Below are 22748 nucleotides of genomic sequence, written 5' to 3'. Positions count from 1 at the left end.
TTGACCGCGCTGCTTGCGGCCTCAAGCCGCCGCGAGCAGCGCCAGCAAACCCTTTACCAGCATCGCGACGGCCACCACGCCCGCGAACAGCGCAAAGCTCTGCTGCAGGCGCCGCGGCGGAAAACGGTCGGCCACCCTGCGGCCGGCCAGCATGCCCAACACCGCGGCCGCCGTGAATGGCGCCGCGATGTGCCAGTCCAAATGCCCGCCCGCCGCCGCGGCCACGACGCCGCTGGCGGACACCAGCGCGATCACCGCCAGCGAGGTGCCGACGATGGCCTGCATGCTCAGGTCGGTGGCGCGCCGCAACGCAGGCACGATGACGAAGCCGCCGCCCACGCCCAGCAGGCCGGACAGGAAACCCGCGATCAGGCCCGCGCCCGTCAAGGCGCGCGCGCAAGGCGCCGTCCAGCGCAACCGGCCGGTGCTGGCGTTGAGCTGGCAAGGAGGCGTGCGCGGCGCGGCCTGCGCCGCCGTCGCCGGTTTCGCGCCCTGGTTCCACATGCGCCACGCCACCATGCCCAGCACGCCGGCGAAGATGATGGCGAGCGGCGCATTCGGCAGGCGCCGCGCGGCCCACAAGCCGAGCGGCGACACGACGATGCCAGTGACGGCCATGAAGCCCGCCGCGCGGTAACGCACCTGTCCCTTGCGCAGCCCCAGGGCCGCGCCCAGCGCGGCGGACAGGCCCACCGCCAGCAGGGCGATGGGCGCGGCCTGCGAGACCTGCAGATGCAGGCCGAATACCAGCAGGGGCACGGCCATGATGGCGCCGCCCGCGCCGGTCAATCCGAGGATCAAGCCGACGCACGCCCCCAGCGCCGCGCTGGCGGCCAATACCGTATCGATCATGGCTGCCGCTCAGTTGCCCAAGGGGCGAGCCAGCCATTCGCGGCCCTTGAGCATGCCGTTCCAGTAGACCCACGGCAGCAGCGTGGCCTTGAGGAACCAGGCGCTCTTGCGCGGCACGGTCGGGTCCAGCGGGAAGGTCGGCAGCAGCTTGCCGCCATAGCCGAATTCGGCCAGCACGATACGGCCGCGCTCCACCGTCAACGGGCAGGAGCCATAGCCGTCGTACTTGACCGGCATGGCATGGCCTTCGCGCAGCGCCAGCAGGTTCTCGGCCACCGTGACGATCTGCTTGCGCGCGGCGGCGGCGGTCTTGGCATTGCTGGTGCTGATGCCGTCGCCCAGCCCGAACACGTTGCCGTGGCGCACGTGCAGCAGCGTGGCGGGGTCGACTTCGCACCAGCCGACGGCGTCCGCCAGCGGGCTGTTCTTCAGGAAATCATGCGGCACCTGCGGAGGCACCGCGTGCAGCATGTCGAAGGATTTTTCCACGCGCGCCACCGCGCCGTCGGCGTTCTTGATGTCGAACCAGGCCTTGCGCGCCGCGCCGTCCACCGCCACCAGCGTCGAATTGAAGGCCAGCGCGATGCCGTAACCTTCCACGTAGCGCATCAGCGGCGGCACGAAGGTCGGCACACCGAACAGCGCTGCGCCCGCCAGGTCGAATTCCACCTCGATGCGGTCCAGCACGCCCGTGCGCTTCCAGTGGTCGCAGGCCAGGTACATGGCCTTTTGCGGCGCGCCGGCGCATTTGATGGGCATGGCCGGCTGCGTGAAGAGCGCCTGCCCGCCCTTCAAGCCGCGCACCAGCTCCCATGTATAGGGCGCCAGGTCGTAGCGGTAATTGGAGCTGACGCCATTCTTGCCCAGCGTGTCCGCCAGGCCTTCGACCTTGTCCCACGCCAGGCGCAGGCCGGGGCAGACGATCAGCTGCTGATAAGTCACGGCGCGGCCGTCGGACAGCAGCACGCGGTTGGCATCGGGCTCGAATCCGGCCGCGGCGGCCTGCAGCCAGGTGGCGCGTGCAGGCATGACGGCGCGGGTCGGGCGCACGGTCTTGGCGATGTCGAATGCGCCCCCGCCCACCAGCGTCCAGGCGGGCTGGTAGTAGTGCTTGTCGCTGGGTTCGATGACGCCGATGCGCAGATCCGGGCGGCGGCGCAGCAGGCTGGCGGTCACGCCTATGCCCGCCGAGCCGCCGCCCACCACCACCACATCGAAATCGCGCTGCGCCTCTGCTGTCGCCATCCTTGTCTCCTCGCCGGTCTAGCGGCTTTTGAATTTTTCCAGGACTGAAAATATCGCCATGCCGGCAACCATGGCGGCCACGAAGATCAGCGCCTCGGGCACGCCAGCGGATGCCGCCACCAGCGCCGGCCCGGGGCAGAAGCCCGCCAGGCCCCAGCCTGCGCCGAAGGCCAGGCTGCCCGCGGCCAGGCGCAGGTCCACGCGCGTGGCCGTGGGCCAGCGCAGGGGTTCGCCCGACAGGCTGGCGCGGCGGCGGCGCAGGAATGCGAAGCCCACCGCCGTGACCAGCACGCCGCCACCCATGACGAAGGCCAGCGACGGGTCCCAGTCGCCGCCGATATCCAGGAAGCCCAGCACCTTGGCCGGGTTGGCCATGCCGGAAATGATCAGGCCCAGGCCGAACACCAGGCCGGACGCGAAGGCGATCAGCGCAACCATGTCAGAGTCCTCCCAGATGGCGCGTGACATAGACCACGGCAAAGCCAGCGGCCATGAACAAGGCGGTGGCGGTCAGCGAGCGGCGCGATCCGCGCGACACGCCGCAGACGCCATGGCCGCTGGTGCAGCCCGATGCGTAGCGTGTGCCGATGCCCACCAGCAGGCCGGCCACGATCAAGCGCGCCGTGCCGGCTTCGACCACGATGGGGGGCAAGGCGCTGCCCAGGCGGTACAGCCAGGGCGCGGCGAACAGACCGATCAGGAAGGCCAGGCGCCACATGCCGCCGCGCTCGGGCGGTAGCAGTCCGCCCAGGATGCCGCTGATGCCGGCGATGCGGCCCGCGCCCGCCATCAACAGCACGGCCGCGGCGCCGATGAGCAGGCCGCCCGCGCCGGCGGAAACCGGGGTGAAAACAGACCAGGCAATACTCATTTCAACGACTCCAGTGACTCCATGGTCCGGCCGCAGTACAAACTCGATAGCGTCTTCATCACCTGGCTGACCTCGAAACTGGCCATCTGGTAATAGACGTACTTGCCTTCGCGCCGCGTCGCGACCAGCCCTTCGTCGCGCAGCACGCCCAGTTGCTGGGACAGCGTGGGCTGGCGGATCCCGGTCAGCGATTCGAGCTCGCTCACATTGCGCTCGTTCTGAACCAGTTGGCACAACAGCAGCAGGCGGTCTTCGTTGGCCAGCGCCTTGAGGAGGGCGCAAGCCTGGGAGGCGGATTCGCGCAGGGCGGCGACTTCGCACTCGGTCAGGGCGTCGTTCATTTGATGCGTATCAATTGGATGGGTAAAGTTTGATCATTATATTGACTAACATAATATTTGACAATATTATTGAAAAATATATAGTGTTTCCTAATGCAGCGACTCGCTGCGCCGCGAGCATCCATGTCACCCCAGATCCAGGCTTTCTTCGATCCCGTCACCGCCACCGTCACCTACGTGGTGCATGAGCCCGCGCCGGGCGGGGCCTGCGCCATCATCGACTCGGTGCTGGACTACGACCCCAAGTCCGGCCGCAGCAGCACCGCCAGCGCCGACCGCGTGGCCGACTACGTGCGCCAGCATGGCCTGAAGACCGAATGGCTACTGGAAACCCATGCCCACGCCGACCACCTGTCAGCGGCGCCTTATCTCCAGCGCCAGCTGGGCGGGGTCATCGCCATCGGCCAGAGCATCCGGACCGTACAGGGCGTGTTCAAGAAGATATTCAACCTGGAACCGGAATTCCAGCTGGACGGCTCGCAGTTCGGCCACCTCTTCGCCGACGGCGAGACCTTCCGCATCGGCGCGCTGACGGCGCAAGCCATCCACGTGCCCGGCCACACGCCAGCCGACATGGCCTACCTGATTGGCGACGCGGCCTTCGTCGGCGACACGCTGTTCATGCCGGACGTGGGCACGGCGCGTTGCGACTTCCCGGGCGGCGACGCCCATCAGCTGTACCGCTCCATCCAGCGTCTGCTGAACCTACCGGCCGACACGCGGCTGTACATGTGCCACGACTACCCGCCCGCCGGCCGCGAGGCATCCTGGCAGACGACGGTGGCCGAACAGCGCCGCGCCAACATCCACGTGCGCGATGGCATCGATGAAGATGCGTTCGTGGACATGCGCACCCGGCGCGACGCCACGCTCTCCATGCCTACCCTCATCCTGCCCGCCATCCAGGTGAACATCCGCGCCGGCCACTTTCCCCCGGCCGAAGACAATGGCGTGCGCTACCTGAAGATCCCCGTCGACGCGCTCTGAAGCTGGCGCGCAAGCCCGCGGCCCGGGCTTGCGCGCCCGGGGCTTATCCCGCAAGATCGTCCGACCGCAGAAATGCCGATCAGACGGATCACCCATGTTCGCCGAAGCCGAAGCCGACCCCAGCCTGTCCAAGGAAGAATTCAAGCCGCTGGAGGCGCGCCTGCGTGTCGCCCTGCTGAACGCGCAGTACCAGCGGCTGCAGAAGGCCGACAAGACGCTGCTGATCGTCATCGCAGGGATCGACGGTGCCGGCAAGGGCGCCACGGTCAACCTGCTGAACGAATGGATGGACCCGCGCCACATCAAGACGCTGGCCTACGGACCGCCCGAGGGCGCCGCGCTGGAGCGCCCGCCCTTCTGGCGCTACTGGCACGACCTGCCGCCCAAGGGCAGCACCGGCATCGTCTTCGGTTCCTGGTACACGCCGCTGCTGCAGGAAGCCACGCGCAAAAAGCCCGACCAGAACAGCATCGAAGCCCAGTCCGCCGCGATCCGCCGCTTCGAGGCCATGCTCGCCGCCGAGGGCGTCCAGATCGTCAAGCTCTGGTTCCACCTGTCGGCCAAGGCCCAGAAGGCGCGCGCCGAACGGCTGCTGGCCAGCCCCGAAACGTCATGGCAGGTCAGCCCCGTGGATCTCAAGGTCTACAAGAAATACGACCGCATCCGCAATGCCGGCCAGGTGGTGCTGAACCACACAGACAGCGGCCATGCGCCGTGGGTCGTGATCCCCAGTGCCGACGGCGACATGCGCGCGGCGCGCACGGCCGAAGCGGTGCTGGCCGCCATGCGCCAACGCGGCGTGCCGCGCATTCCGCCTGCCTTCGTGGCGCACGCCAGCCCCATGCGCGTCGTCGACCGCCTGGGCGAGCTGGACTACGACGCCAAGACCGACAAGGACGACTACGAATCCGAGCTGGGCCTCTTGCAAGGCCGGCTGGCGCGCGCCGCGCGTTCCAAGAAATTCCAGGACCGCTCGCTGGTGCTGGTGTTCGAAGGCCAGGACGCGGCCGGCAAGGGCGGCGCGATCCGGCGCGTGACGCATGCGCTGGACGCGCGCCAGTTCGACATCACGCCTATATCCGCGCCCACCAGCGAAGAACTGGCCCGCCCCTACCTATGGCGCTTCTGGCGCCATGTGCCGCGCCATGGCCGCATCGCGATCTTCGACCGCTCCTGGTACGGCCGCGTGCTGGTCGAACGCGTCGAGAAACTGACCGCGCCCGTCAATTGGCGCCGGGCCTACGCCGAGATCAACGACTTCGAAGGACAGCTGGCTGCCAGCGGCGCGCTGGTGCTGAAGTTCTGGCTGGCGGTCACGCCGGACGTGCAGCTGGAACGCTTCAAGGAACGCGAGGAATCGCCGTTCAAGAATTTCAAGATCACCGCCGAGGACTGGCGCAACCGCGACAAATGGAAGGACTACGCGGCCGCCACCAACGAGATGCTGACGCGCACCGACGTCGCCCACGCGCCCTGGCATCTGGTGTCCGCCAACGACAAGCGGTACGCTCGCTTGCAAGTGCTGCGACACATCGTCGAAGCCATGGAAAACCAACTCTGAATCTGAATTCCGCCCGGAGGCAGCAAGCCATGAGTACCGCAGAAATCCGTCCCATCGTCGCCGCCGACTTCGAAGCCTGGCTGCCGCTATGGAAAGGCTATCAGGACTTCTACCGCGTCAACATCGACGACGCCGTGACGCGCAACACCTGGGCGCGCTTCCTGGATCCCGCCGAACCCATGCACGCGGCGCTGGCCTATGAAAGCGGCCGGGCCATCGGCATGGTGCACTGGATCTTCCATCGCTCCACCTGGACCGCCGGCGACTATTGCTATCTGCAGGACCTGTACGTGGACCCGGACGTGCGCGGCACGGGCGCCGGCCGCAAGCTGATCGAACACGTGTATGCGCAGGCGGCCGCCGCCAACTGTGCGCGGGTGTACTGGCTGACCCACGAAACCAACGCCACCGCCATCCAGCTCTACGACCGCATCGCCGACCGCTCGGGCTTCATCCAGTACCGCAAGGTGATGCCTTGAGCGCGCGCGATCCCAATTGCCCGCTGTGCCAGGAAGATGGCGGCGAGCTGCTGTGGCGCGGACCGCACCTGCGCATCGTCGAGGTCGCCGACGCCGACTACCCCGGCTTCACGCGGGTGATCTGGAACGGCCATCTGGCCGAGATGACCAGCCTGTCCACCCACGGTCGCGACCTGCTGATGCGGGCCGTGTATGTGGTGGAAGAAACGCAGCAGTCGGTCCTGGGACCCGACAAGATCAACCTGGCTTCGCTGGGCAACATGGTGCCGCACCTGCACTGGCACGTGATCCCGCGCTGGCGCGGCGACCGCCATTTCCCCGATCCGATCTGGGCGCCGCCGCGCATCGCCGCCGGCGCGGAGCCGCAGGAATGGAAAGACCGCCAGGCCCGCGTGCAGGCCCTGCTGCCGCGCTACCGCGACCGCCTGGTCGAAGCCATGAACGCCCTGCTCTGGCACTGAGCCGCAGCAGGCCTCAAGCGGCGCGCGCCGGTCCGCGCAATTCGGCCAGCCAGCCGGCATAAGCCTGTTCCACCAGGCCCGCCGTGCGCTCGGCGGAAAACAGGCCCTGCCCTCGGATCAATTCGCGGCCTGCGTCGCCCATCTGGCGGCGCAAGGCCGGATCGGCCAGCAGGCTTTCCAGCGCGCCCGCCAATGCGGCCGGATCGTTGGGCGGCACCAGCAGCCCGGTCACGCCGGCCTGCATGGTTTCAGGCACGCCGCCCACGTCGGTGCCGATCACCGGCACCCCCATCGCCGCGGCCTCGATGAAGACAGTGCCCAGGGCTTCGCGCAGCGTCGGCAGCGCGAACACGTCGAAGGCCGTCAGGACATTGCCGATGTCTTCGCGCCTGCCGGTGAAATGCACGCGCTGCGACAGCCCCAGTTCCTCTGCCTGCGCCCGCAACCGCCCGGACATGGGCTCGCCTTCGCCCACCAGCACCAGGTGGGCTTGCGGGAAGGTGGCGGCAATGCGGTGAAAGGCGTCGAGCAGATCGCAATGGCCCTTGTCCGCCCGCATGACGGCCACGCAGCCGATCACCAGCGCGTCCTCCGGCAAGCCCAGTTCGCGCCTGACGCAGACGCCGCTGCGCAACTGCGGCAGCACCACCGGCGAATGGATAGTGGCGACGGCCTCCGGCCGCGCCCCGCCGTCCAGCAATTGCCCGCGCACATGGCGGCTGACGGCGATCACCCGATGCGCCAGCCAGGTATAGGCGTAGAGGGAATTGATGGGCTTGGCCAGATGGCGCGTGCGCACGATCAGCGGCGTGCCCGCCAGGCGGGCCGCGATCGCGCCCAGGACGGTGTCGCGGCGGCTGTGCGTGTTGACGACGTCGAAGCGCCCGGTGCGCAGCAGGCGCCGCACGAACCTGGCGCCGCGGACGAAGTTGAGCGGACCGTCCATGGAAATGAGATGAACCATGAAGCCCGCCGCGCGCAGGCGCCTGCCCAGCTCGGCATCCGGTTGGCAGACCGCTTCCAGATGATGGCCGCGCTCGCGCATGGCTATCATCTCCTTGTAGATGCAGAACTCCTGTCCGCCGAAGGAAGTCGCGGCCTCGGTGTGCAGGATGCGCAGGGGCGCATCGGGGCCGGCCCGGCCCGGGAGCGATTGGATGGAATTCGGCATGATCAGGGATGGCCGCCGTGGGTAGCTTCCGCGTCGTTCCAGCGGCTGCCTTGCGACAGCAGGTAGGCCTCCAGGTAGGCGATGTCTTCCTGGTCCAGCGCCGCCGCGCCCGCGCTGGTGCAATCGCGCGGGCATTCGGAAGCCTGGAGCTTGCCGCCGGACCAGACGCGCGCGGCGCCGGTGCGGGACAATTCAAAGCGCGCGCCCTCGCGGGCCCAGGCCAGCAGGCGAGCGCTGGGCGCCAGCCGCAGGGTCTGGTAGACGCCGTGCGGATTCGGAGCCGCTGGCGCGGCGAGGCTGTCGCCGACATCCACCAGGCGGCTAGCGGCGCCGGGCTTGCCGGGCGTGTAGGTCAATACCGTAAGAGGACGTAATGGCATCAGCTAGCAAAAGTCGCCAGGCGGCCTTGCAAGCCACAGACTGGTCGGATATCAAGGAAAGGGGGGATTGGCCGCCGGACAACAACGCCAGAATTCAACGTTGATAGCCTGTTTTTTCGAAAAATTGAAAGACGTTCGACGAAGTAGAGGAATCCTGAAGTACCAATTCAGGTAAAATTCAGGAATGAAACGCGCATCTTATCAAAACGTAAGCAAGGGCGGTACTGCATGAATTCACAGGGTGTATCTCCCCAAAAATCCACGTCATTCCTGCAAGCATTCCTGCGCTCCGAAGCGCTGGGCGGCTACGTCCTGATGCTGGCCGCGCTGGTGGCGCTGATCGTCGCCAACAGTCCCGCCGCCCCCGCCTATTTCAGCGTGCTGGAAACCAAGCTCGGCTTCCAGGCGGGTCCGGTCATGCTGAAGGAGTCGGTGCTGCACTGGATCAACGACGGCCTGATGGCCGTGTTCTTCCTGCTGGTGGGGCTGGAAATCAAGCGCGAGGTGCTGGACGGCCAACTGCGCGGCGCCGCCCGCATCGTCCTGCCGGGCATCGCCGCCCTGGGCGGCATGGTGCTGCCGGCGCTGATCTACGTGCTCATCAATTTCGGCAGCCCCGGCACGCTGCGCGGCTGGGCCATACCCGCCGCCACCGACATCGCCTTCGCGCTGGGCATCCTGGCGCTGCTGGGCAGTCGCGTGCCGACGTCCCTGAAGATCTTCCTGACCGCGCTGGCGATCCTGGACGACCTGGGCGCCATCGTCATCATCGCCCTCTTCTATACGTCCGAACTGAACGTGTTCGCGCTGGGCATGGCAGGCGCCCTGCTGGCCTGCCTGTTCTGCCTGAACCGCGCCGGGGTGCTGCGGCTGACGCCCTACCTGCTGATCGGCGCGGTGCTGTGGTACTTCGTCCTGAAGTCCGGCGTGCACGCCACGCTGGCCGGCGTGGCGCTGGCGCTGACCATCCCGCTGCGTCCGCAGAACCAAGGGCATCCGGGCGCGCACTCGCCCCTGCATGCGCTGGAGCACGCGCTGCACAAGCCGGTCGCGCTGCTGATCGTGCCGGTGTTCGGCTTCGCCAACGCCGGCGTGTCGTTCGCCGGCATGGGTCTGGGCAGTCTGGCGCAGCCCGTGCCGCTGGGCGTGGCGCTGGGCCTGTTCCTGGGCAAGCAGCTGGGCGTGTTCGGCTTTGCCTGGCTGGCCATCAAGAGCGGCATCGCCACCCTGCCGCGCCACGCCAGCTTCAAGCAGCTGTATGGCGTGTCGCTGCTGTGCGGCATCGGCTTCACGATGAGCCTGTTCATCGGCGCCCTGGCGTTCACCGATCCGGCCGCCATCGATGCCACCAAGATCGGCGTGCTGACGGGCTCGCTGGCTTCCGCGGTGGTCGGCTTCCTGCTGCTGCGCGCCGGCGGCGCGCGCGAGGGCTCCCAGGAAAACCCTTGAGCGCGGACAAGCGGGACTGAGGATCGGCGGCTGGGGCTAAAGTATCAGGGGTCCGCCGCCACGATCCCGGGAGCCGCCATGACATCCTCCGACATCACCGTGCAACGCGTCTACGAGGGCACCGGCCCCGCGGGCAACTACCGGGTGCTGGTGGACCGCATGTGGCCGCGCGGCCTGCGCCGGGCCGACCTGGGACTGGACGAATGGAACCGGGACATCGCGCCGTCCACGGAACTGCGCAAATGGTACGGCCACGTCGTGGAACACTGGGCGGAGTTCCGCAAGCGCTACCTGGCCGAACTGGCCGCGCCGGAGCAGCAGGCCCGCATCGCGGCCTTGCTGCAAGCGGCGGGCGAGCGCCCGCTGACCCTGCTGTACGGTGCCCGCGACACCGAACACAACCAGGCCGTGGTGCTGCGCGACGTCCTGCAGGACTACCTGCGCCATCACCCTAAGCGCAAGGCCTGAGCCGCCCGCGGCGCGTTCAGCCAGCTCTAATATTGCGGCGTTACCATCAAGCCATGCTCCCCGCATCCGTGGGCGACAGGGCGCTGCCCGGCCCACCGGCAATCCAACCCGGAGGTTCCAGCATGCATAACCTGAATGGAAAAGTCGCCGTCGTCACAGGCGCTGCCAGCGGCATCGGCAAGGAAATCGCCCTCACGCTCGCGCGCGCCGGCGCGGCCGTCGCCATCGCCGACCTGAACCAGGCGGGCGCCGACGCCGTCGCCCGTGAAATCGAACAGGCCGGCGGCAAGGCCATGGGCGTCGCCATGGACGTCACCAGCGAAGAGGCCGTGAACCAGGGCGTGGACCGCGTCGCCGCCGCCTACGGCAGCATCGACATCCTGATCTCGAACGCGGGCATACAGATCGTGAATCCGATCGAGAACTTCGCATTCTCGGACTGGAAGAAGATGCAGGCCATCCACGTGGACGGCGCCTTCCTCACCACCAAGGCGGCGCTCAAGCACATGTACAAGGACAACCGCGGCGGCGTGGTCATCTACATGGGCTCGGTCCACTCGCACGAGGCCTCGCCGCTGAAATCCGCCTACGTGGCAGCCAAGCACGCCCTGCTGGGCCTGGCACGGGTGCTGGCCAAGGAAGGCGCGGCGCACAACGTGCGCTCGCACGTCATCTGCCCGGGCTTCGTGCGCACGCCCTTGGTGGAAAAGCAGATTCCCGAACAGGCCAAGGAACTGGGCATCAGCGAAGAGGACGTGGTCAAGAAGGTCATGCTGGGCGACACCGTCGACGGCGTGTTCACGACGGTCGAGGACGTGGCGCAGACCGCCCTGTTCCTGGCCACCTTCCCCAGCGCCGCGTTCACCGGCCAGTCCTTCGTGGTCAGCCACGGCTGGTACATGCAGTGAGGCGGCGGGCGGCGCCCTTGCCGCCCGCTCTTTGATATCCTGGCCCTCTTTGTAGGCCGGCGCGCGCTCGCGCGCCGGCAGCCTGCCTTGAGGAACCCCATGTCTTTCAGCTCCGACGCCTGGGCGCGCAACGCCGCGCTGTACGAAAAAACGCGCGACATGCCGTTCAACCAGGAACTGGCCAGCGGCCAGCTCGACGAGAACGCATTCAAGCACTACATGATCCAGGATGCGCACTACCTGGTGGCGTTCGGGCGCGCGCTGGCCATCGCTTCGGCCAAGGCCGACGACGCCGACGGCGTGGTCCAGTTCGCGGACGCGGCCAAGGGCGCCGTCGTCGCCGAACGCACCCTGCACGCGGGCTTCCTGAAGCAGTTCGGCATCGACGACGCCACCTTCGAAGCCTCGCCGCTCACCCCCGCCTGCCACCACTACACCAGCTTCCTGATCGCCACCGCCTGGAGCGCCCCGTACCCGGTGGCGCTGGCGGCCCTGCTGCCCTGCTTCTGGATCTATGCCGAAATCGGCCGCGAAATCCACGCGCGGACGACGCAACCCAATCCCTACTGGGCCTGGATCGAGGCCTATGCCTGCGAGGACTTCCACGCCCTGGTGCGCAAGGTCATCACGACCGTCGACCGCGTCGCCGAGCAGGCCTCGCCCGAAACGCTGGAACAGATGCACGCCGCCTACACGCGCGCCGCGCAACTGGAATGGATGTTCTGGGATTCGGCCTATCGCCAGGACGGCTGGCCGGTTTGAATGGCCCGTGGCCGGCCAGTTGGCCGGCCACGGCGCCGCAGGCATCAGAACAGGTTCTGATCCTTCTGGTACACGGGATCATAGGGACCGGCGGGCAAGCCGCGGCCCCGCACGTAGATCGCCGTGGTGTTGGCCTGGCGCGCCAGCGGCATGTAGCTGGGCGCCGCCTTCGCGATGGCCGCGTTGATCAGCGCGCCGATCAATCCCTGGTCTGAACGCGAGGAATACGCCACGCTCTGCTGGGTCTCCCAGATCGTCTCGCCGGTCTTGCCGCTCTTGAGCGTATAGGTCAGCGCCACGGTGACGGTGGTTCCAATGACGGCATAGCGCGCATCCCAGCGCTCGATGGAGATGTACAGCACGCTGTCCGCGCCGAACAGGCCCGCCAGGCGCACGGGGTCATTGGCATGGACCATGTCGGCGTCCGACATGCCTTCCTCGTTCATGACCTGCTTGACGAGGTTCACGGGGAACACGTAATAGCCGCGCTCGGCCAGCGGCATCGTGACGGTGGTCAGCAAGGAATCCGGTGCATCCACTTCGACGCTGCGGTTCACCACGGGCACGACCAGCACCGAACGCGGGTTCTCCGCGCGGAATTTGCTGTAGTCGTTCTTCTCGGCGGTGCGCGGGGCCGCGCAGCCAGCCAGCGCCGCCGCTGCGCACACCGCCAGCGCGGCCTTGATCAGTCGTTGCATCATCCTTGCACCTGTTTGGTATCGCCGGCTTGCGGCTTGGTATCCACGGCGCCGCCCGCGGTCTTGATCATTCCGTCCATGAAGCGCGCCGACTCCGGCCACGCCGCCTTTTCCTTCTGGAAGTAGGTCACGGCTTCGCCATTGCGTTGCGCCAGCATCAGCATGTAGCCGTACTCGGCATAGATTCCGGGCGCCAGGGGCCGCTTGCCCGCTTCGGCGGTCTGGATGGTCTTTTCGAGTTCGGCCATGTACTCGGCGGATTGGCCGGGCTGCTTGTAGAACGAATGCAGGGCATCGTCGTACTTGCCCCAGGTGTACTTGCCCTGGTTCTGGGCGCAGCCGGCGCTGAGCAGCAACGCCGCGGCCACGAGAGGGAGAGTAATGAGGCGCTTCATTTCACGTTTCCTTTGCCTAGATCGAGAATCTTGCGTTCGCCGCCGGACAGGTAGATCTGCTCCTGGTGGATGACCGTGCCGTTCTGTTCGACCTGTACGCGATGCACGCCTTCCTCCACGCGCACGACGGTCATCGCGCCATCGACGGTGACATTCGGGTCCAACGGCAGGCCGTCCACCTTGACGACCGTGCCGGGCGGCTGGCCGATGAAGCCCAGCGTGGGGCGCTGCGTTCCGGAAGACACGTGGCCGTGGGGCATGGCGCAGGCGGCAAGCTGCGCGGCCAGGGCCAGCGCGATGGCAATACGTATGGATTTCATGCTTTACCTCTTGCTCTGGGCCACGAACACGCCCTTGGCGCCGGGCGGAATCGCGCCGGACACCAGTTCGCAGATCGCCCCTTCGTTGGTTTCGGTGTCGCCGAAGAAATCGACCACGCGCAGGGTGCCCACCGCCGACGGCGGCAGGTCGATCGCAAAACCCGTCTGATCGTTCTTCACCTTCTCGCCGGCCTGATAGACCACCAGTTGATCGCCAACCTTCAAGCCCTGGCGCGCGCCGCCGGCAATCAGCACCTGCCGGCCGGACGCCTTGAGTACGGCGGTGCGCCAGGGGCGTTCCTCCATCTTGGTGATCAGGCGTCCGATCATGTCGGAAATGGCCGCGCCGATGGCTTGGTCGTTGAGGGTGCCGTCGTACTCGGCCTTGCTGCCCCAACCGGCGATCTGGCCGGATTCGGTGCTGGCATTGCCGCTGCCGGTCACGGAAAAGAAGACATGGCCGGTGCGCACATCCACCAGACGCGCTTCCACCTTGGCCCGCGCCGTCTGCACCTTGGTCGCACTGAGGAAGCCGGCCTTGCCTTCGGTGCTGCGGCCAAACTCGGTCAGGGAGCCGACGATGATGGTGTCCACGCCGATCAGACCGGCGTCGCCCGAGATCTTCTGCTCGGCCAGCACCTTGTTCAGGTCCGAACGCTCGAACACCAGGAAGCGCTTGGAGTCGGTCAGGCGGCTGGCAAGCATGTCGGACGTCTGCTTGCCCAGCGGATCCTGGTTCGCATCGGTCTGGAAGGTGCGGCCATAGCGGGTTTCATTGCTGAATCGCGCAATGGCGACCTTGCGCTTGAGCACGGGCGCTTCGGGTTGCGCCACGGCCGCCTGCGCCTGGACCTGTTCGTTACGGCTGGCCGGCGTTTCGGTAACGGCCAAGGGCTTGGAAACCGTGGCGCACCCAGCCAGCGCCAGCGATACCGCCAAGGCTATATAGATTCTCAACACATTCTCCTAGAAAGTCGCACCTATTTCCTATTGAAATCGCACGTATCTATTCATAACGGACGTTACCGGGTGTAATTAAGGGAAGATCGCGATTCGTGGCAAAAAATCGAAAGAAACGGGCTGTGCCAAAATCCCGCCATGCCGACCGACAACCGCCTGATACCCCACGCCCTCGCCGCCCAGACGGCGCAACTTCCCGCCGCCTGGCAAGAGGCGTTCGCCGCCAGGCCGGTGGCCGACGCGCTGGCCGCGGTGACGGCCCATGTCGAGAAACGCCTGAGCGAAGGCACGACCGTCTATCCCGCGACGCCCTTTCGCGCCCTGCACGGCCTGGCGCCGTCGGATGTGCGCGTGGTGATCCTGGGGCAGGATCCCTACCATGGCCCGGGCCAGGCGCAGGGCCTGGCCTTCTCGGTGCCGGACGACTGCAAGCGTCCACCCAGCCTGCGCAACATCTTCAATGAGATCGCCCAGGAGTTTCCGGGCAGCCGGGCGCCGGCCGGCAACGACCTGAGCGGCTGGGCCGATCAGGGCGTGCTGCTGCTGAACACCGCCCTGACAGTGGAGGACGGGCAGCCCGCCTCCCACGCCAAGCGCGGCTGGGAAACGGTGACGGATGCCTTGATCGCCCTGGTCGCCCGCGACCCCTCGCCCAAGGTTTTCATGCTCTGGGGCGCCCATGCCCAGGCCAAGCGGACGTTGCTGCCAGACAACAGTGGCCACCTGGTCCTGATGTCCAACCATCCCTCTCCGCTATCCGCCAGAAGGCCGCCTGTGCCCTTCCTGGGCTGCGGGCATTTCCTGGCGACCAATCAGTGGCTGGCCAACCAAGGGAAAAACCCTATTGATTGGGAGCTGGACAAAAAAATAATTCCCATGCAAGGCGAATTCGGGTTATGATCGCCGCACTGCACAAAACGAGTTCGGCATTTACCGCCTTGATTTAGCGGAAGTTTTCGCAGTCTGCCGGGTGACACAGCCCCGGCCCCATGCCGAACTATCATCGATTCCTGACCTCCTTTCCTTTCGCCCTGCGTTCCACTCAGTACACGAGAACGCGCCACGCGCACGGTTGATTCGGTCGGCACGATGCTCCATCAACCGTCGCCTGGATCCGGCCGCCTAATCCCCTGGCCCGACCAAGCACTGCGTCGCATTGATTGCGGCAAGGGAAAGTAATGTCTTTCGAAAACCTGGGCCTGGCGCCCGCTCTGTTGTCGGCCATTCAAGACGCTGGCTTCACCACCCCCACCCCCGTCCAAGCATCCGCCATTCCGCAGGCGCTGGCCGGCCACGACCTGATGGTGTCCTCGCAGACGGGTAGCGGCAAGACCGCGGCCTTCATGCTGCCGGCCCTGCACCGCATCGCCCAGATGCCCGCCAACAAGGGCGTCGGCGTGCAAGTGCTGGTGCTGACCCCGACCCGCGAACTGGCCCTGCAGGTCACCGACGCCACCGCCACCTACGGCCGCAAGCTGGCCGACCTGCGCACCGCCACCGTTGTCGGCGGCATGCCCTATGGCGCGCAGCTGAAGGCGCTGTCGCGCCGCGTGGACGTGCTGGTCGCCACCCCCGGCCGCCTGATCGACCACCTGAACTCCGGCCGCGTCAAACTGAACACCGTGCACACGCTGGTGCTGGACGAAGCCGACCGCATGCTGGACATGGGCTTCATCGAAGATATCGAGACCATCGTCAGCCGCCTGCCGGAAGGCCGCCAGACGCTGCTGTTCTCGGCCACGCTGGACGGCACCGTCGCCAAGCTGGCCTCGCGCATGATGCGCGAACCGCAGCGCATCGAGATCGCCGGCGCCAAGGAAAAGCACACCAACATCACGCAAAGCCTGCTGTACGCGGACGACGCCAGCCACAAGATGCAGCTGCTCGACCACGTGCTGCGCGACGCCTCGCTGGACCAAGCCATCGTCTTCACGTCGACCAAGCGCGGCGCCGACGATCTGGCCGACCGCCTGGCCGACCAGGGCTTTGCCGCCGCCGCCCTGCACGGCGACATGAACCAGCGCCAGCGCACCCGTACGCTGTCGCAACTGCAACGCGGCCAGCTGCGCATCCTGGTGGCGACCGACGTGGCCGCCCGCGGCATCGACGTGCAAGGCATCAGCCACGCCGTCAACTTCGACCTGCCGATGCAGGCCGAAGACTACGTGCACCGTATCGGCCGTACCGGCCGCGCCGGCCGCAGCGGCCTGGCCTTCACGCTGGCCACGCACTCCGAGCGCCACAAGGTCCGCCGCATCGAGCATTACATCGGCCAATCGATCACCCCTGAAGTGATCGCCGGCCTGGAACCCAAGCGCACCCCGCGTCCCTCGACCGGCGGCGCCGGTCCGCGCGGCGGCAAGCCCTCGTTCGGCAAGCGTCCGGGCGGCGGCTACCAGGGCAACCGCGAGGGTCGTTCCTTCGGCGGCCCGCGTGGCGAGTTCAAGCCGCGTGAAGGCGGCTATCAAGGCAACCGCGACGGCGCTCCGCGCGAGGGCGGCTACCAAGGCAACCGTCCGTTCGGCGACCGTCCGGCCCGTTCCTTCAGCGATCGCCCCAGCTTCGGCGACCGCCCGCAACGCGAAGGCGGCTACCAGGGCAATCGTCCCTTCGGTGACCGTCCCCAGCGCGAAGGCGGCTTCCGCGGCGGCGACCGCGATTCGCGTCCCAGCTTCGGCGACCGTCCCAGCTATGGCGACCGCCCCCAGCGCGATGCCCGCCCGTTCAGCGAGCGCGGCCCGCGTGAAGGTGGTTTCCGTGGCGGCGACCGCGATGCGCGCCCCAGCTACAACGACCGCGCCAGCTTCGGCGACCGCCCGAGCTTCAGCGACCGTCCCAGCTTCGGCGACCGTCCGCAGCGTGAAGGCGGCTTCCGCGGCGGCGACCGTCCGGAAGGCGGTTTCCGTGGCAAGCCCTCGTTCGACAAGCGTCCCGGCGGCCCCGCCAAGCGCTTCGGCAAGTCGGCCGACCGCCGCGGCTGATAGTCCCGCTTGAACCCACAGCAAACCCCGCGCCTGCCGCGGGGTTTGCTTTTTGGGAAAATGTCCGCTTGCCCACGCTCTCCCCGACCATGCAACGATCCGCCCCCGCCAACCTGCCCGCCCTGTCCCCCGCCGCCCAGCAACACAGCGACGCCGCCGCCGAGCATCTGCGCGCCGCCATCGCCGCCCACGGCGGCTGGCTGTCGTTCGACCACTGGATGGCGCAGGCGCTGTACGCGCCCGGGCTGGGCTACTACGCGGCCGGCAACGTCAAGCTGGCCGAGGCCGACGGCGAGGTCCGCGCGCCGGCGGGCGACTTTGTCACCGCGCCCCAGCTGACACCGCTGTTCTCCCGCACACTGGCCCGCCAGGCCGCCCAGGTGCTGCGCCAGACGCAGACGGACGCCGTGCTGGAATTCGGCGCCGGCACCGGCGCGCTGGCCGAAGGCGTGCTGCGCGAACTGGACGCCCTGGGCCTGGACCAGACCCGCTACCTGATCCTGGAAGTCTCGGCCGACCTGCGCGCGCGCCAGGCCGAACGGCTGGCGCCGTTCGGCGACCGCGTGCAGTGGCTGGACGCGCTGCCGCAGCGCTTTGCCGGCTGCGTGCTGGCCAACGAAGTGCTGGACGCGATGCCGGTATCGATCTTCCGCTGGAGCGACGCGGGCGAGGTGCTGGAACGCGGCGTGGCGGTGGACGCCTCGCAAGGCTTCGTCTGGGAAGACCGCCCCGCGCCGCCGGCGCTGGCGGCCGCCGTCGCCGAACGCATGCCGGCGCTGCCCGGCTACGTATCCGAGATCAATTTGCAGGGCGAAGCCTGGATCTCCGCCATGGGCGGCTGGCTGGAGCGCGGCGCGGCGCTGCTGGTGGACTATGGCTTTCCGCGCAGCGAGTACTACCATCCGCAGCGCGCCGGCGGCACGCTCATGTGCCACCTGCGCCATCACGCCCACGGCGATCCCTTCACCGCGCCGGGCCTGCAGGACATCACCGCCCACGTCGACTTCACCGCCATGGCCGACGCGGCGCTGGCCGCCGGCCTGCAGGTCCTGGGCTACACCTCGCAGGCCCGCTTCCTGATGAACGCGGGGCTGATGGACCTGTTGGCGCAGCTGGATCCTGGCGACGCGCAGCAATACGCGCAGGCCGTGGCGCCCGTGCAGAAGCTACTGTCCGAATCGGAAATGGGCGAGCTGTTCAAGGTGCTGGCGGTGGGACGCGGCATCACCGAGCCGCTGGCGGGGTTCTCGCGCGGCGACCGGCTGGGCAAGCTGTAGGAACGCGCGGCGGCCCGATGGCCCCCGCGTTCAGATCGATCGCGGGATCACTGTGCCCGCAGGCGCTCCAGGCGCGCGGCGCGCACCTGTTCCTTGATGCGCGCCGGATCTCCGGCGCAGGCCTTCGCGATGGCTCCGGCATCCACGCCGCGCACGACCGCCACGCGCGACTGCCAGGCCGCGCGGTCCACGGCACGCAGCACGGCCGCCGCATCCAGCAAATCCAGAAAACGTTCCGGCTTGCGCAGTGCATCGGCGCGCTCCATCAGCGCCAGCTGCGCATCGGCAGGGTCCGCGCCTGATCCCGAGGCCGGGTCTGCGCCCTGACTCGCGTTCTGCCCCGCGCTTTGCTCCGCGGCGTCCAACCCAGCCAGCACTTCCGGCAACAGCCGCGCGTAGTCGTTGCATTCCGTAGGCACGCGCAAGCGGCGGCCCATGGCGTCGCGCTCGGGCGTCAGCCGGCACAGCAAGGCATAGCGGCCCGGCAGCGACAGCCCTTGCGCGGCGGCCCGGTCCACCTCGGCCGCGATTTGCTCCACGCCTTGCAGTTCGGGCATCACGCGCGCCAGCGCGCCGCATTGCTGCAGGATGCCCAGCATGCGCGACGGCGCCGCCGCCATCAGGCCGCGCGACAGCTCCTTCCAAACCCGCTCGGCCACCAGGGCGTCGGCCTCACCGGCTTCGACCATGCGGCGGCACAACGCCAGGGTCTCGGGCGCCACGGAAAAATCGGCGAAGCGGGCCGCGAAGCGGGCCAGCCGCAGGATGCGCACCGGATCCTCTTCGAACGCCTCGCCGACGTGGCGGAAGATGCGGTCACGCACGTCGGCCGCGCCACCCAGGGGGTCGACCAGCGCGCCGTCCCCGGTCTGAGCGATGGCGTTGACGGTCAGGTCGCGGCGGCGCAGATCTTCTTCCAGCGTGACGTCGGCGCCGGTATAGAAGGTGAAACCCTTGTAGCCGCGCCCGGACTTGCGTTCGGTGCGCGCCAGCGCGTATTCCTCCTTGCTGCGCGGATGCAGGAATACCGGGAAATCGCCGCCGACCGGCACGAAGCCGCGGCGCGCCATGTCCTCGGGCGTGGCGCCTACCACCACCCAGTCGTGGTCCCCGGGAGGCAGGCCGAGCAGCGCATCGCGCACCGCTCCGCCCACGATATAGACCTGCAGGCCGTCGGTGGCCGGATCCCGCGTCATGGGATCGAGGTGCTTTCCGCGCCCAACGGCACGATATTGCCCAGGCGTTCCTTCAAGGACTGGGGCTGGCCGGTGAACATGGCCGCGTAATACACCGAGTTGGACATCACGTTCTTCACGTAGGTCCGCGTTTCGTTGAACGGGATGGTCTCGGCGAAGATGGCGCCTTCCACCGGATGCGTGAAGGTCGAGCGCCAGTTGTGCGGACGGCGCGGGCCGGCGTTGTAGCCCGCGCTGGCCAGCATCTGCGAACCGTTCAGGTCGCGCAGCACCATGTTCAGGTAGTTGGTGCCGAGCTCGGTATTGGTGTCGAAGTCGTTGACGCTGTCCGGCGTGAAATTGCTCATGCCGATCTTGCCCGCGACCCACTTGGCGGTGGCCGGCATCAGCTGCATCAGGCCGGATGCGCCCACGTGCGAGCGCGCATCCATGATGAAGCGCGATTCCTGGCGGATCAGGCCGTAGACCCATGCAGGATCCAGCGCAATGGCGTTGGCCTTGGCGGTGACGCGGCCTTCGAAGGGCGCGATGAAGCGCTGGCTGAAGTCGAACTCTTTCTCGGTGCGGTCGGAGGTGTTGACCACGCGGTCGTAGATGTTCTCGGCGCGGGCCAGCTCGGCGGCCGCCATCAGTTGGCGGTCGCTCATGCCGCGCAGCGAGAAATTCCATTCCGGCACGGCTTCGGCGCGCCAGCCCAGGCGGAAGAGCTGGATCGCGCGCCGCAGGCCGGGATTGGCGCGGGCCTCGGTGATTTCCTTGTCGCTGATGGGCGCCGGACGCGGCGGCACGGTGATGCGGCGGCCCAGCTCCTCGGCGGACAACTGGCCGTAGAAATCGAAGCGGTCGGCAATGCTGGCGTAGGCGGTGGCGGCCTGTTCCTTGTTGCCGCGCGCGGCCTGCCCGCGCGCCTTCCAGTAGACCCAGGAAGAATCGGCCTGCTGCGCGGGCGGCATCTGGTCGATGGATTCGATGACCCACTTCCAGTCGATCTTGGGCTGGCGCAAGGCGGCGCGCACCTTCCAGGCGGCGTTGTATTCCGTCATGCGGATGTGGCCGGCCTCGTGGTACCAATCGTCGGCGCGGCTGTCCAGATTCAGCGCGGCGACCAGCGCGTACTGGCCGCGGACCCAGGCCAGGTTCGACTTGGCCATGGCCTTGGACCAATCGCCCGACTTGCCCCATTCGCGGCGCAGGTAGGAATCGGCCACGCTCACGTCGGAACGCGCCAGGCGCGCCAATGCGATCGTCACCAGTTCCTTCTCGTTGCGGCCCACGGGCTGACGGTCCTGGCGCGTCAGCCACTTCATGGGATCCTTCATGAGCAAGTCATAGGTCTTCAGGTCGCGCGCCTCGAACATGTATTGCGCAAACTTGCGCGCGTCCGTGGTCTTGTTGGCCTCGATGGCGTCGCGCAGCTGCGGCTCCAGCTGGTCCCAGCCGATGATGCCGTCGGCGACCAGCTGGTCGTACAGCGCCCAGCACGAGGTGCCCGGCGCAAACGCGGCCGTGGCTTGCGCCGCCGTGGCGCGCTGCCCGGTCATGTGCTTGGCGTCGAGGATGGCGCACTCGATCTGCGCATTGCTGTTCTTCACGGGCGCGAGCTTGCGCACGGTTTCGAAGTCGCCGCTGCGGGCGGCGGCCAGCAGCCAGTCGGCGCGCAGGCGGTCGGCCAGATAGGCGTCGGGATTGGCGCTGATGAATTTCTGCAGGTCGGCGGTGGGCCGGCCGGTGGCGGGCGGGCTCCACAGCTGATAACGCAGCAGCCAGTATTCCGGGTACATGCCCAGCGGGTCGGACTTGGCCTGCGGCACCAGCGCGCCCAGCACGGACCATTGCTTGCGGTTCATGGCTTCGCGCGCGGCGACCACGGCGGCCAGCGCCGGCGTATCGGCCGTGGGCGGCAGGCCCGCCAGCGTGGCCGGCGGCACCGAGATGGCGGGTTGCGGCGCCTGGGCGGCGGGCTGGGGCTGGGCGTTGAGGGACGCGCTGCGCTGCTGTGCGTCCACCGGCGCACAGGCCGCAGTGAACAGCGCCAGCAACGGCAGCCAGCGGCGCAGGCCGGGAGCGGCCTGGGAGGCGGCGGCGGGCCCGGATTTCCGCGCGGATTTCTGATACCGTCCGGGTTGCAGAGTCTGTGTCATGCCCTGTCCCTCATACACCGGCTTTGCCGTGCGCCAGCATGCCGGCAACTTGCAAGTTCGTCCGCGTATTCGTCCGCGCATTCGCCATCATTTGTTCATTCCTTCACTGCCACCGCATGACTACGCAAAATACTCCAGAGGATACCGCAGTACAGCTACGCGCGCGATTGCGAAAACTGCGCGCGGAACTGCCGGAAGACCAGCGCAGCCGCGGCGGTCTGCTCATGCGCGCCCGCCTGTTCACCTGGCTGAACGTGGCGCGCGACGAAGCCGCGCGCGCGGGCCGGCCGGCCCCCGCCACGGTGGCTGCCTTCTGGCCCATGGCCGACGAGCCCGACCTGCGGCCCCTGCTCGAACAGTGGGTGGAAAACGGCGTGGCCGTGGCGCTGCCCGTGGTGCGCGAACGCAACGCCCCGCTGGCTTTCCTGCCCTGGACGCCGGACGCCGAATTGCGCGCCGGTCCCTACGGCATCCAGGAGCCGGTCGCCGGCCCCGAGCTGCTGCCCGACGTGGTGCTGGTGCCCACCCTGGGTTACACGGAACAGGGCGACCGCCTGGGCTACGGCGGCGGCTATTACGACCGCACCCTGGCCGCGCTGCGCGACCGGGGCCATCCCTTCATCGCCATCGGCATCGCCTGGAGCTGCGGCGAACTGGACGCAGACTATGAGCCCGCCGCGCACGATTTCCCGCTGGACGCGGTGCTGACCCAGGACGGCTGGGTGCCCCAGGCCCCGCTGGAACAGGGCGGATCGGGCGGCGCCACGCTGCACACCTACCGCATGCACTGACGCACCAGCCTTGCCCACCAGCTTGCACCAAAACGGTGCATGACCTAAGATAGT

The 22748-nt window shown here is 67.9% G+C and carries 25 protein-coding genes; 12 read left to right on the top strand and 13 right to left on the bottom strand.

Annotated features, from left to right (window positions below):
- Positions 1–21: 21 nt before the first annotated feature.
- From HWY37_RS00245 to HWY37_RS00225, 5 genes are read right to left on the bottom strand one after another with little or no spacing between them, the layout of a single operon-like run.
- Entirely contained in the window at positions 22–852 is an 831-nt protein-coding gene (locus tag HWY37_RS00245) for a sulfite exporter TauE/SafE family protein (protein WP_176087576.1), read from the bottom strand.
- Between the two features lie 9 nt (positions 853–861).
- The gene (locus HWY37_RS00240) at positions 862–2097 is read right to left on the bottom strand and encodes an NAD(P)/FAD-dependent oxidoreductase (protein ID WP_176087575.1); all 1236 of its coding nucleotides are present in this window, start codon (positions 2095–2097) and stop codon (positions 862–864) included.
- A gap of 18 nt (positions 2098–2115) precedes the next feature.
- Positions 2116–2535: a YeeE/YedE family protein gene (locus HWY37_RS00235; RefSeq protein ID WP_176087574.1), complete on the bottom strand. Its 420-nt coding sequence runs from the start codon at positions 2533–2535 to the stop codon at positions 2116–2118.
- A gap of 1 nt (position 2536) precedes the next feature.
- The gene (locus HWY37_RS00230; protein ID WP_176087573.1) at positions 2537–2968 is read right to left on the bottom strand and encodes a YeeE/YedE family protein; all 432 of its coding nucleotides are present in this window, start codon (positions 2966–2968) and stop codon (positions 2537–2539) included.
- Positions 2965–3309, bottom strand: coding sequence for an ArsR/SmtB family transcription factor (locus tag HWY37_RS00225; RefSeq protein ID WP_054456945.1), 345 nt, complete (start codon positions 3307–3309; stop codon positions 2965–2967). The genes HWY37_RS00230 and HWY37_RS00225 overlap by 4 nt, the downstream gene beginning before the upstream one ends.
- A 123-nt stretch (positions 3310–3432) precedes the next feature.
- Here HWY37_RS00225 and HWY37_RS00220 point away from each other — a divergent pair, with 123 nt between their 5' ends.
- The 4 genes from HWY37_RS00220 to HWY37_RS00205 all read left to right on the top strand — a co-directional run bounded on the left by HWY37_RS00220 (position 3433) and on the right by HWY37_RS00205 (position 6797).
- Positions 3433–4296, top strand: a complete 864-nt coding sequence (locus HWY37_RS00220; RefSeq protein ID WP_176087572.1) for an MBL fold metallo-hydrolase — start codon at positions 3433–3435, stop codon at positions 4294–4296.
- Between the two features lie 94 nt (positions 4297–4390).
- On the top strand, positions 4391–5857 hold the full coding sequence (pap, locus tag HWY37_RS00215) for a polyphosphate:AMP phosphotransferase (RefSeq protein ID WP_176087571.1): 1467 nt from the start codon (positions 4391–4393) through the stop codon (positions 5855–5857).
- A 29-nt stretch (positions 5858–5886) separates the two neighbouring features.
- Positions 5887–6336: a GNAT family N-acetyltransferase gene (locus tag HWY37_RS00210; RefSeq protein WP_175209354.1), complete on the top strand. Its 450-nt coding sequence runs from the start codon at positions 5887–5889 to the stop codon at positions 6334–6336.
- The gene (locus HWY37_RS00205) at positions 6333–6797 is read left to right on the top strand and encodes an HIT family protein (RefSeq protein WP_176087570.1); all 465 of its coding nucleotides are present in this window, start codon (positions 6333–6335) and stop codon (positions 6795–6797) included. Before HWY37_RS00210 ends, HWY37_RS00205 begins: the two co-directional genes overlap by 4 nt.
- A 13-nt stretch (positions 6798–6810) precedes the next feature.
- Here the strand turns inward: HWY37_RS00205 and HWY37_RS00200 are convergent, their stop codons facing one another.
- Positions 6811–7968 carry a glycosyltransferase family 4 protein gene (locus HWY37_RS00200; RefSeq protein WP_175209352.1) on the bottom strand — a complete coding sequence of 386 codons (1158 nt, stop codon included), beginning with the start codon at positions 7966–7968 and terminating at the stop codon, positions 6811–6813.
- Positions 7969–7970: 2 nt separating this feature from the next.
- On the bottom strand, positions 7971–8348 hold the full coding sequence (locus HWY37_RS00195; RefSeq protein WP_175209351.1) for a hydrogenase: 378 nt from the start codon (positions 8346–8348) through the stop codon (positions 7971–7973).
- A 228-nt stretch (positions 8349–8576) separates the two neighbouring features.
- Here HWY37_RS00195 and nhaA point away from each other — a divergent pair, with 228 nt between their 5' ends.
- From nhaA to tenA, 4 genes are all read left to right on the top strand, one after another.
- A complete protein-coding gene (gene nhaA, locus HWY37_RS00190; RefSeq protein WP_175209350.1) occupies positions 8577–9797 on the top strand; it encodes a Na+/H+ antiporter NhaA in 1221 nt (406 codons plus the stop codon).
- A 78-nt stretch (positions 9798–9875) separates the two neighbouring features.
- Positions 9876–10265 (top strand): DUF488 domain-containing protein, encoded by a 390-nt coding sequence (locus HWY37_RS00185; RefSeq protein WP_175209349.1) that lies wholly within the window; start codon positions 9876–9878, stop codon positions 10263–10265.
- A gap of 122 nt (positions 10266–10387) precedes the next feature.
- Positions 10388–11173, top strand: a complete 786-nt coding sequence (locus tag HWY37_RS00180) for a 3-hydroxybutyrate dehydrogenase (protein ID WP_175209348.1) — start codon at positions 10388–10390, stop codon at positions 11171–11173.
- Between the two features lie 99 nt (positions 11174–11272).
- Positions 11273–11935 carry a thiaminase II gene (gene tenA / locus HWY37_RS00175; protein ID WP_176087569.1) on the top strand — a complete coding sequence of 221 codons (663 nt, stop codon included), beginning with the start codon at positions 11273–11275 and terminating at the stop codon, positions 11933–11935.
- Between the two features lie 44 nt (positions 11936–11979).
- On the opposite strand, the gene HWY37_RS00170 is transcribed toward tenA, so the two are convergent.
- The 4 genes from HWY37_RS00170 to HWY37_RS00155 are packed head-to-tail and all read right to left on the bottom strand — an operon-like array spanning position 11980 to position 14305.
- Positions 11980–12636 carry a DUF799 domain-containing protein gene (locus tag HWY37_RS00170; RefSeq protein WP_246302150.1) on the bottom strand — a complete coding sequence of 219 codons (657 nt, stop codon included), beginning with the start codon at positions 12634–12636 and terminating at the stop codon, positions 11980–11982.
- Entirely contained in the window at positions 12633–13028 is a 396-nt protein-coding gene (locus HWY37_RS00165; RefSeq protein ID WP_176087568.1) for a DUF4810 domain-containing protein, read from the bottom strand. The genes HWY37_RS00170 and HWY37_RS00165 overlap by 4 nt, the downstream gene beginning before the upstream one ends.
- Positions 13025–13348, bottom strand: a complete 324-nt coding sequence (locus HWY37_RS00160; RefSeq protein ID WP_175209345.1) for a hypothetical protein — start codon at positions 13346–13348, stop codon at positions 13025–13027. The genes HWY37_RS00165 and HWY37_RS00160 overlap by 4 nt, the downstream gene beginning before the upstream one ends.
- A 3-nt stretch (positions 13349–13351) precedes the next feature.
- Positions 13352–14305: a CsgG/HfaB family protein gene (locus HWY37_RS00155; protein WP_175209344.1), complete on the bottom strand. Its 954-nt coding sequence runs from the start codon at positions 14303–14305 to the stop codon at positions 13352–13354.
- Positions 14306–14446: 141 nt separating this feature from the next.
- Between HWY37_RS00155 and HWY37_RS00150 the strand changes: the two genes are divergently transcribed.
- The 3 genes from HWY37_RS00150 to HWY37_RS00140 all read left to right on the top strand — a co-directional run bounded on the left by HWY37_RS00150 (position 14447) and on the right by HWY37_RS00140 (position 18566).
- Positions 14447–15208 (top strand): uracil-DNA glycosylase, encoded by a 762-nt coding sequence (locus HWY37_RS00150; RefSeq protein WP_176087567.1) that lies wholly within the window; start codon positions 14447–14449, stop codon positions 15206–15208.
- Positions 15209–15486: 278 nt separating this feature from the next.
- A complete protein-coding gene (locus tag HWY37_RS00145; protein WP_175209342.1) occupies positions 15487–17289 on the top strand; it encodes a DEAD/DEAH box helicase in 1803 nt (600 codons plus the stop codon).
- A gap of 89 nt (positions 17290–17378) precedes the next feature.
- A complete protein-coding gene (locus HWY37_RS00140) occupies positions 17379–18566 on the top strand; it encodes a class I SAM-dependent methyltransferase (protein WP_176087566.1) in 1188 nt (395 codons plus the stop codon).
- Between the two features lie 47 nt (positions 18567–18613).
- Here HWY37_RS00140 and HWY37_RS00135 read toward each other — a convergent pair whose 3' ends face one another.
- Together HWY37_RS00135 and HWY37_RS00130 are read right to left on the bottom strand one after the other, a co-directional pair.
- Positions 18614–19762, bottom strand: a complete 1149-nt coding sequence (locus HWY37_RS00135; protein WP_176087565.1) for a tRNA nucleotidyltransferase/poly(A) polymerase-related protein — start codon at positions 19760–19762, stop codon at positions 18614–18616.
- A complete protein-coding gene (locus HWY37_RS00130; RefSeq protein ID WP_176087564.1) occupies positions 19759–21903 on the bottom strand; it encodes a lytic transglycosylase domain-containing protein in 2145 nt (714 codons plus the stop codon). Before HWY37_RS00130 ends, HWY37_RS00135 begins: the two co-directional genes overlap by 4 nt.
- Positions 21904–22019: 116 nt before the next feature.
- On the opposite strand from HWY37_RS00130, the gene HWY37_RS00125 reads away from it, so the two are divergent.
- Positions 22020–22694, top strand: a complete 675-nt coding sequence (locus HWY37_RS00125) for a 5-formyltetrahydrofolate cyclo-ligase (protein WP_176087563.1) — start codon at positions 22020–22022, stop codon at positions 22692–22694.
- Positions 22695–22748: the final 54 nt, after the last annotated feature.

This window comes from Achromobacter anxifer (assembly GCF_903652925.1).
Lineage (GTDB): Bacteria > Pseudomonadota > Gammaproteobacteria > Burkholderiales > Burkholderiaceae_B > Achromobacter > Achromobacter anxifer.
The sequence above is the reverse complement of the archived record's forward strand: the minus strand, read 5'-3'. Positions and strand labels throughout refer to the sequence as shown.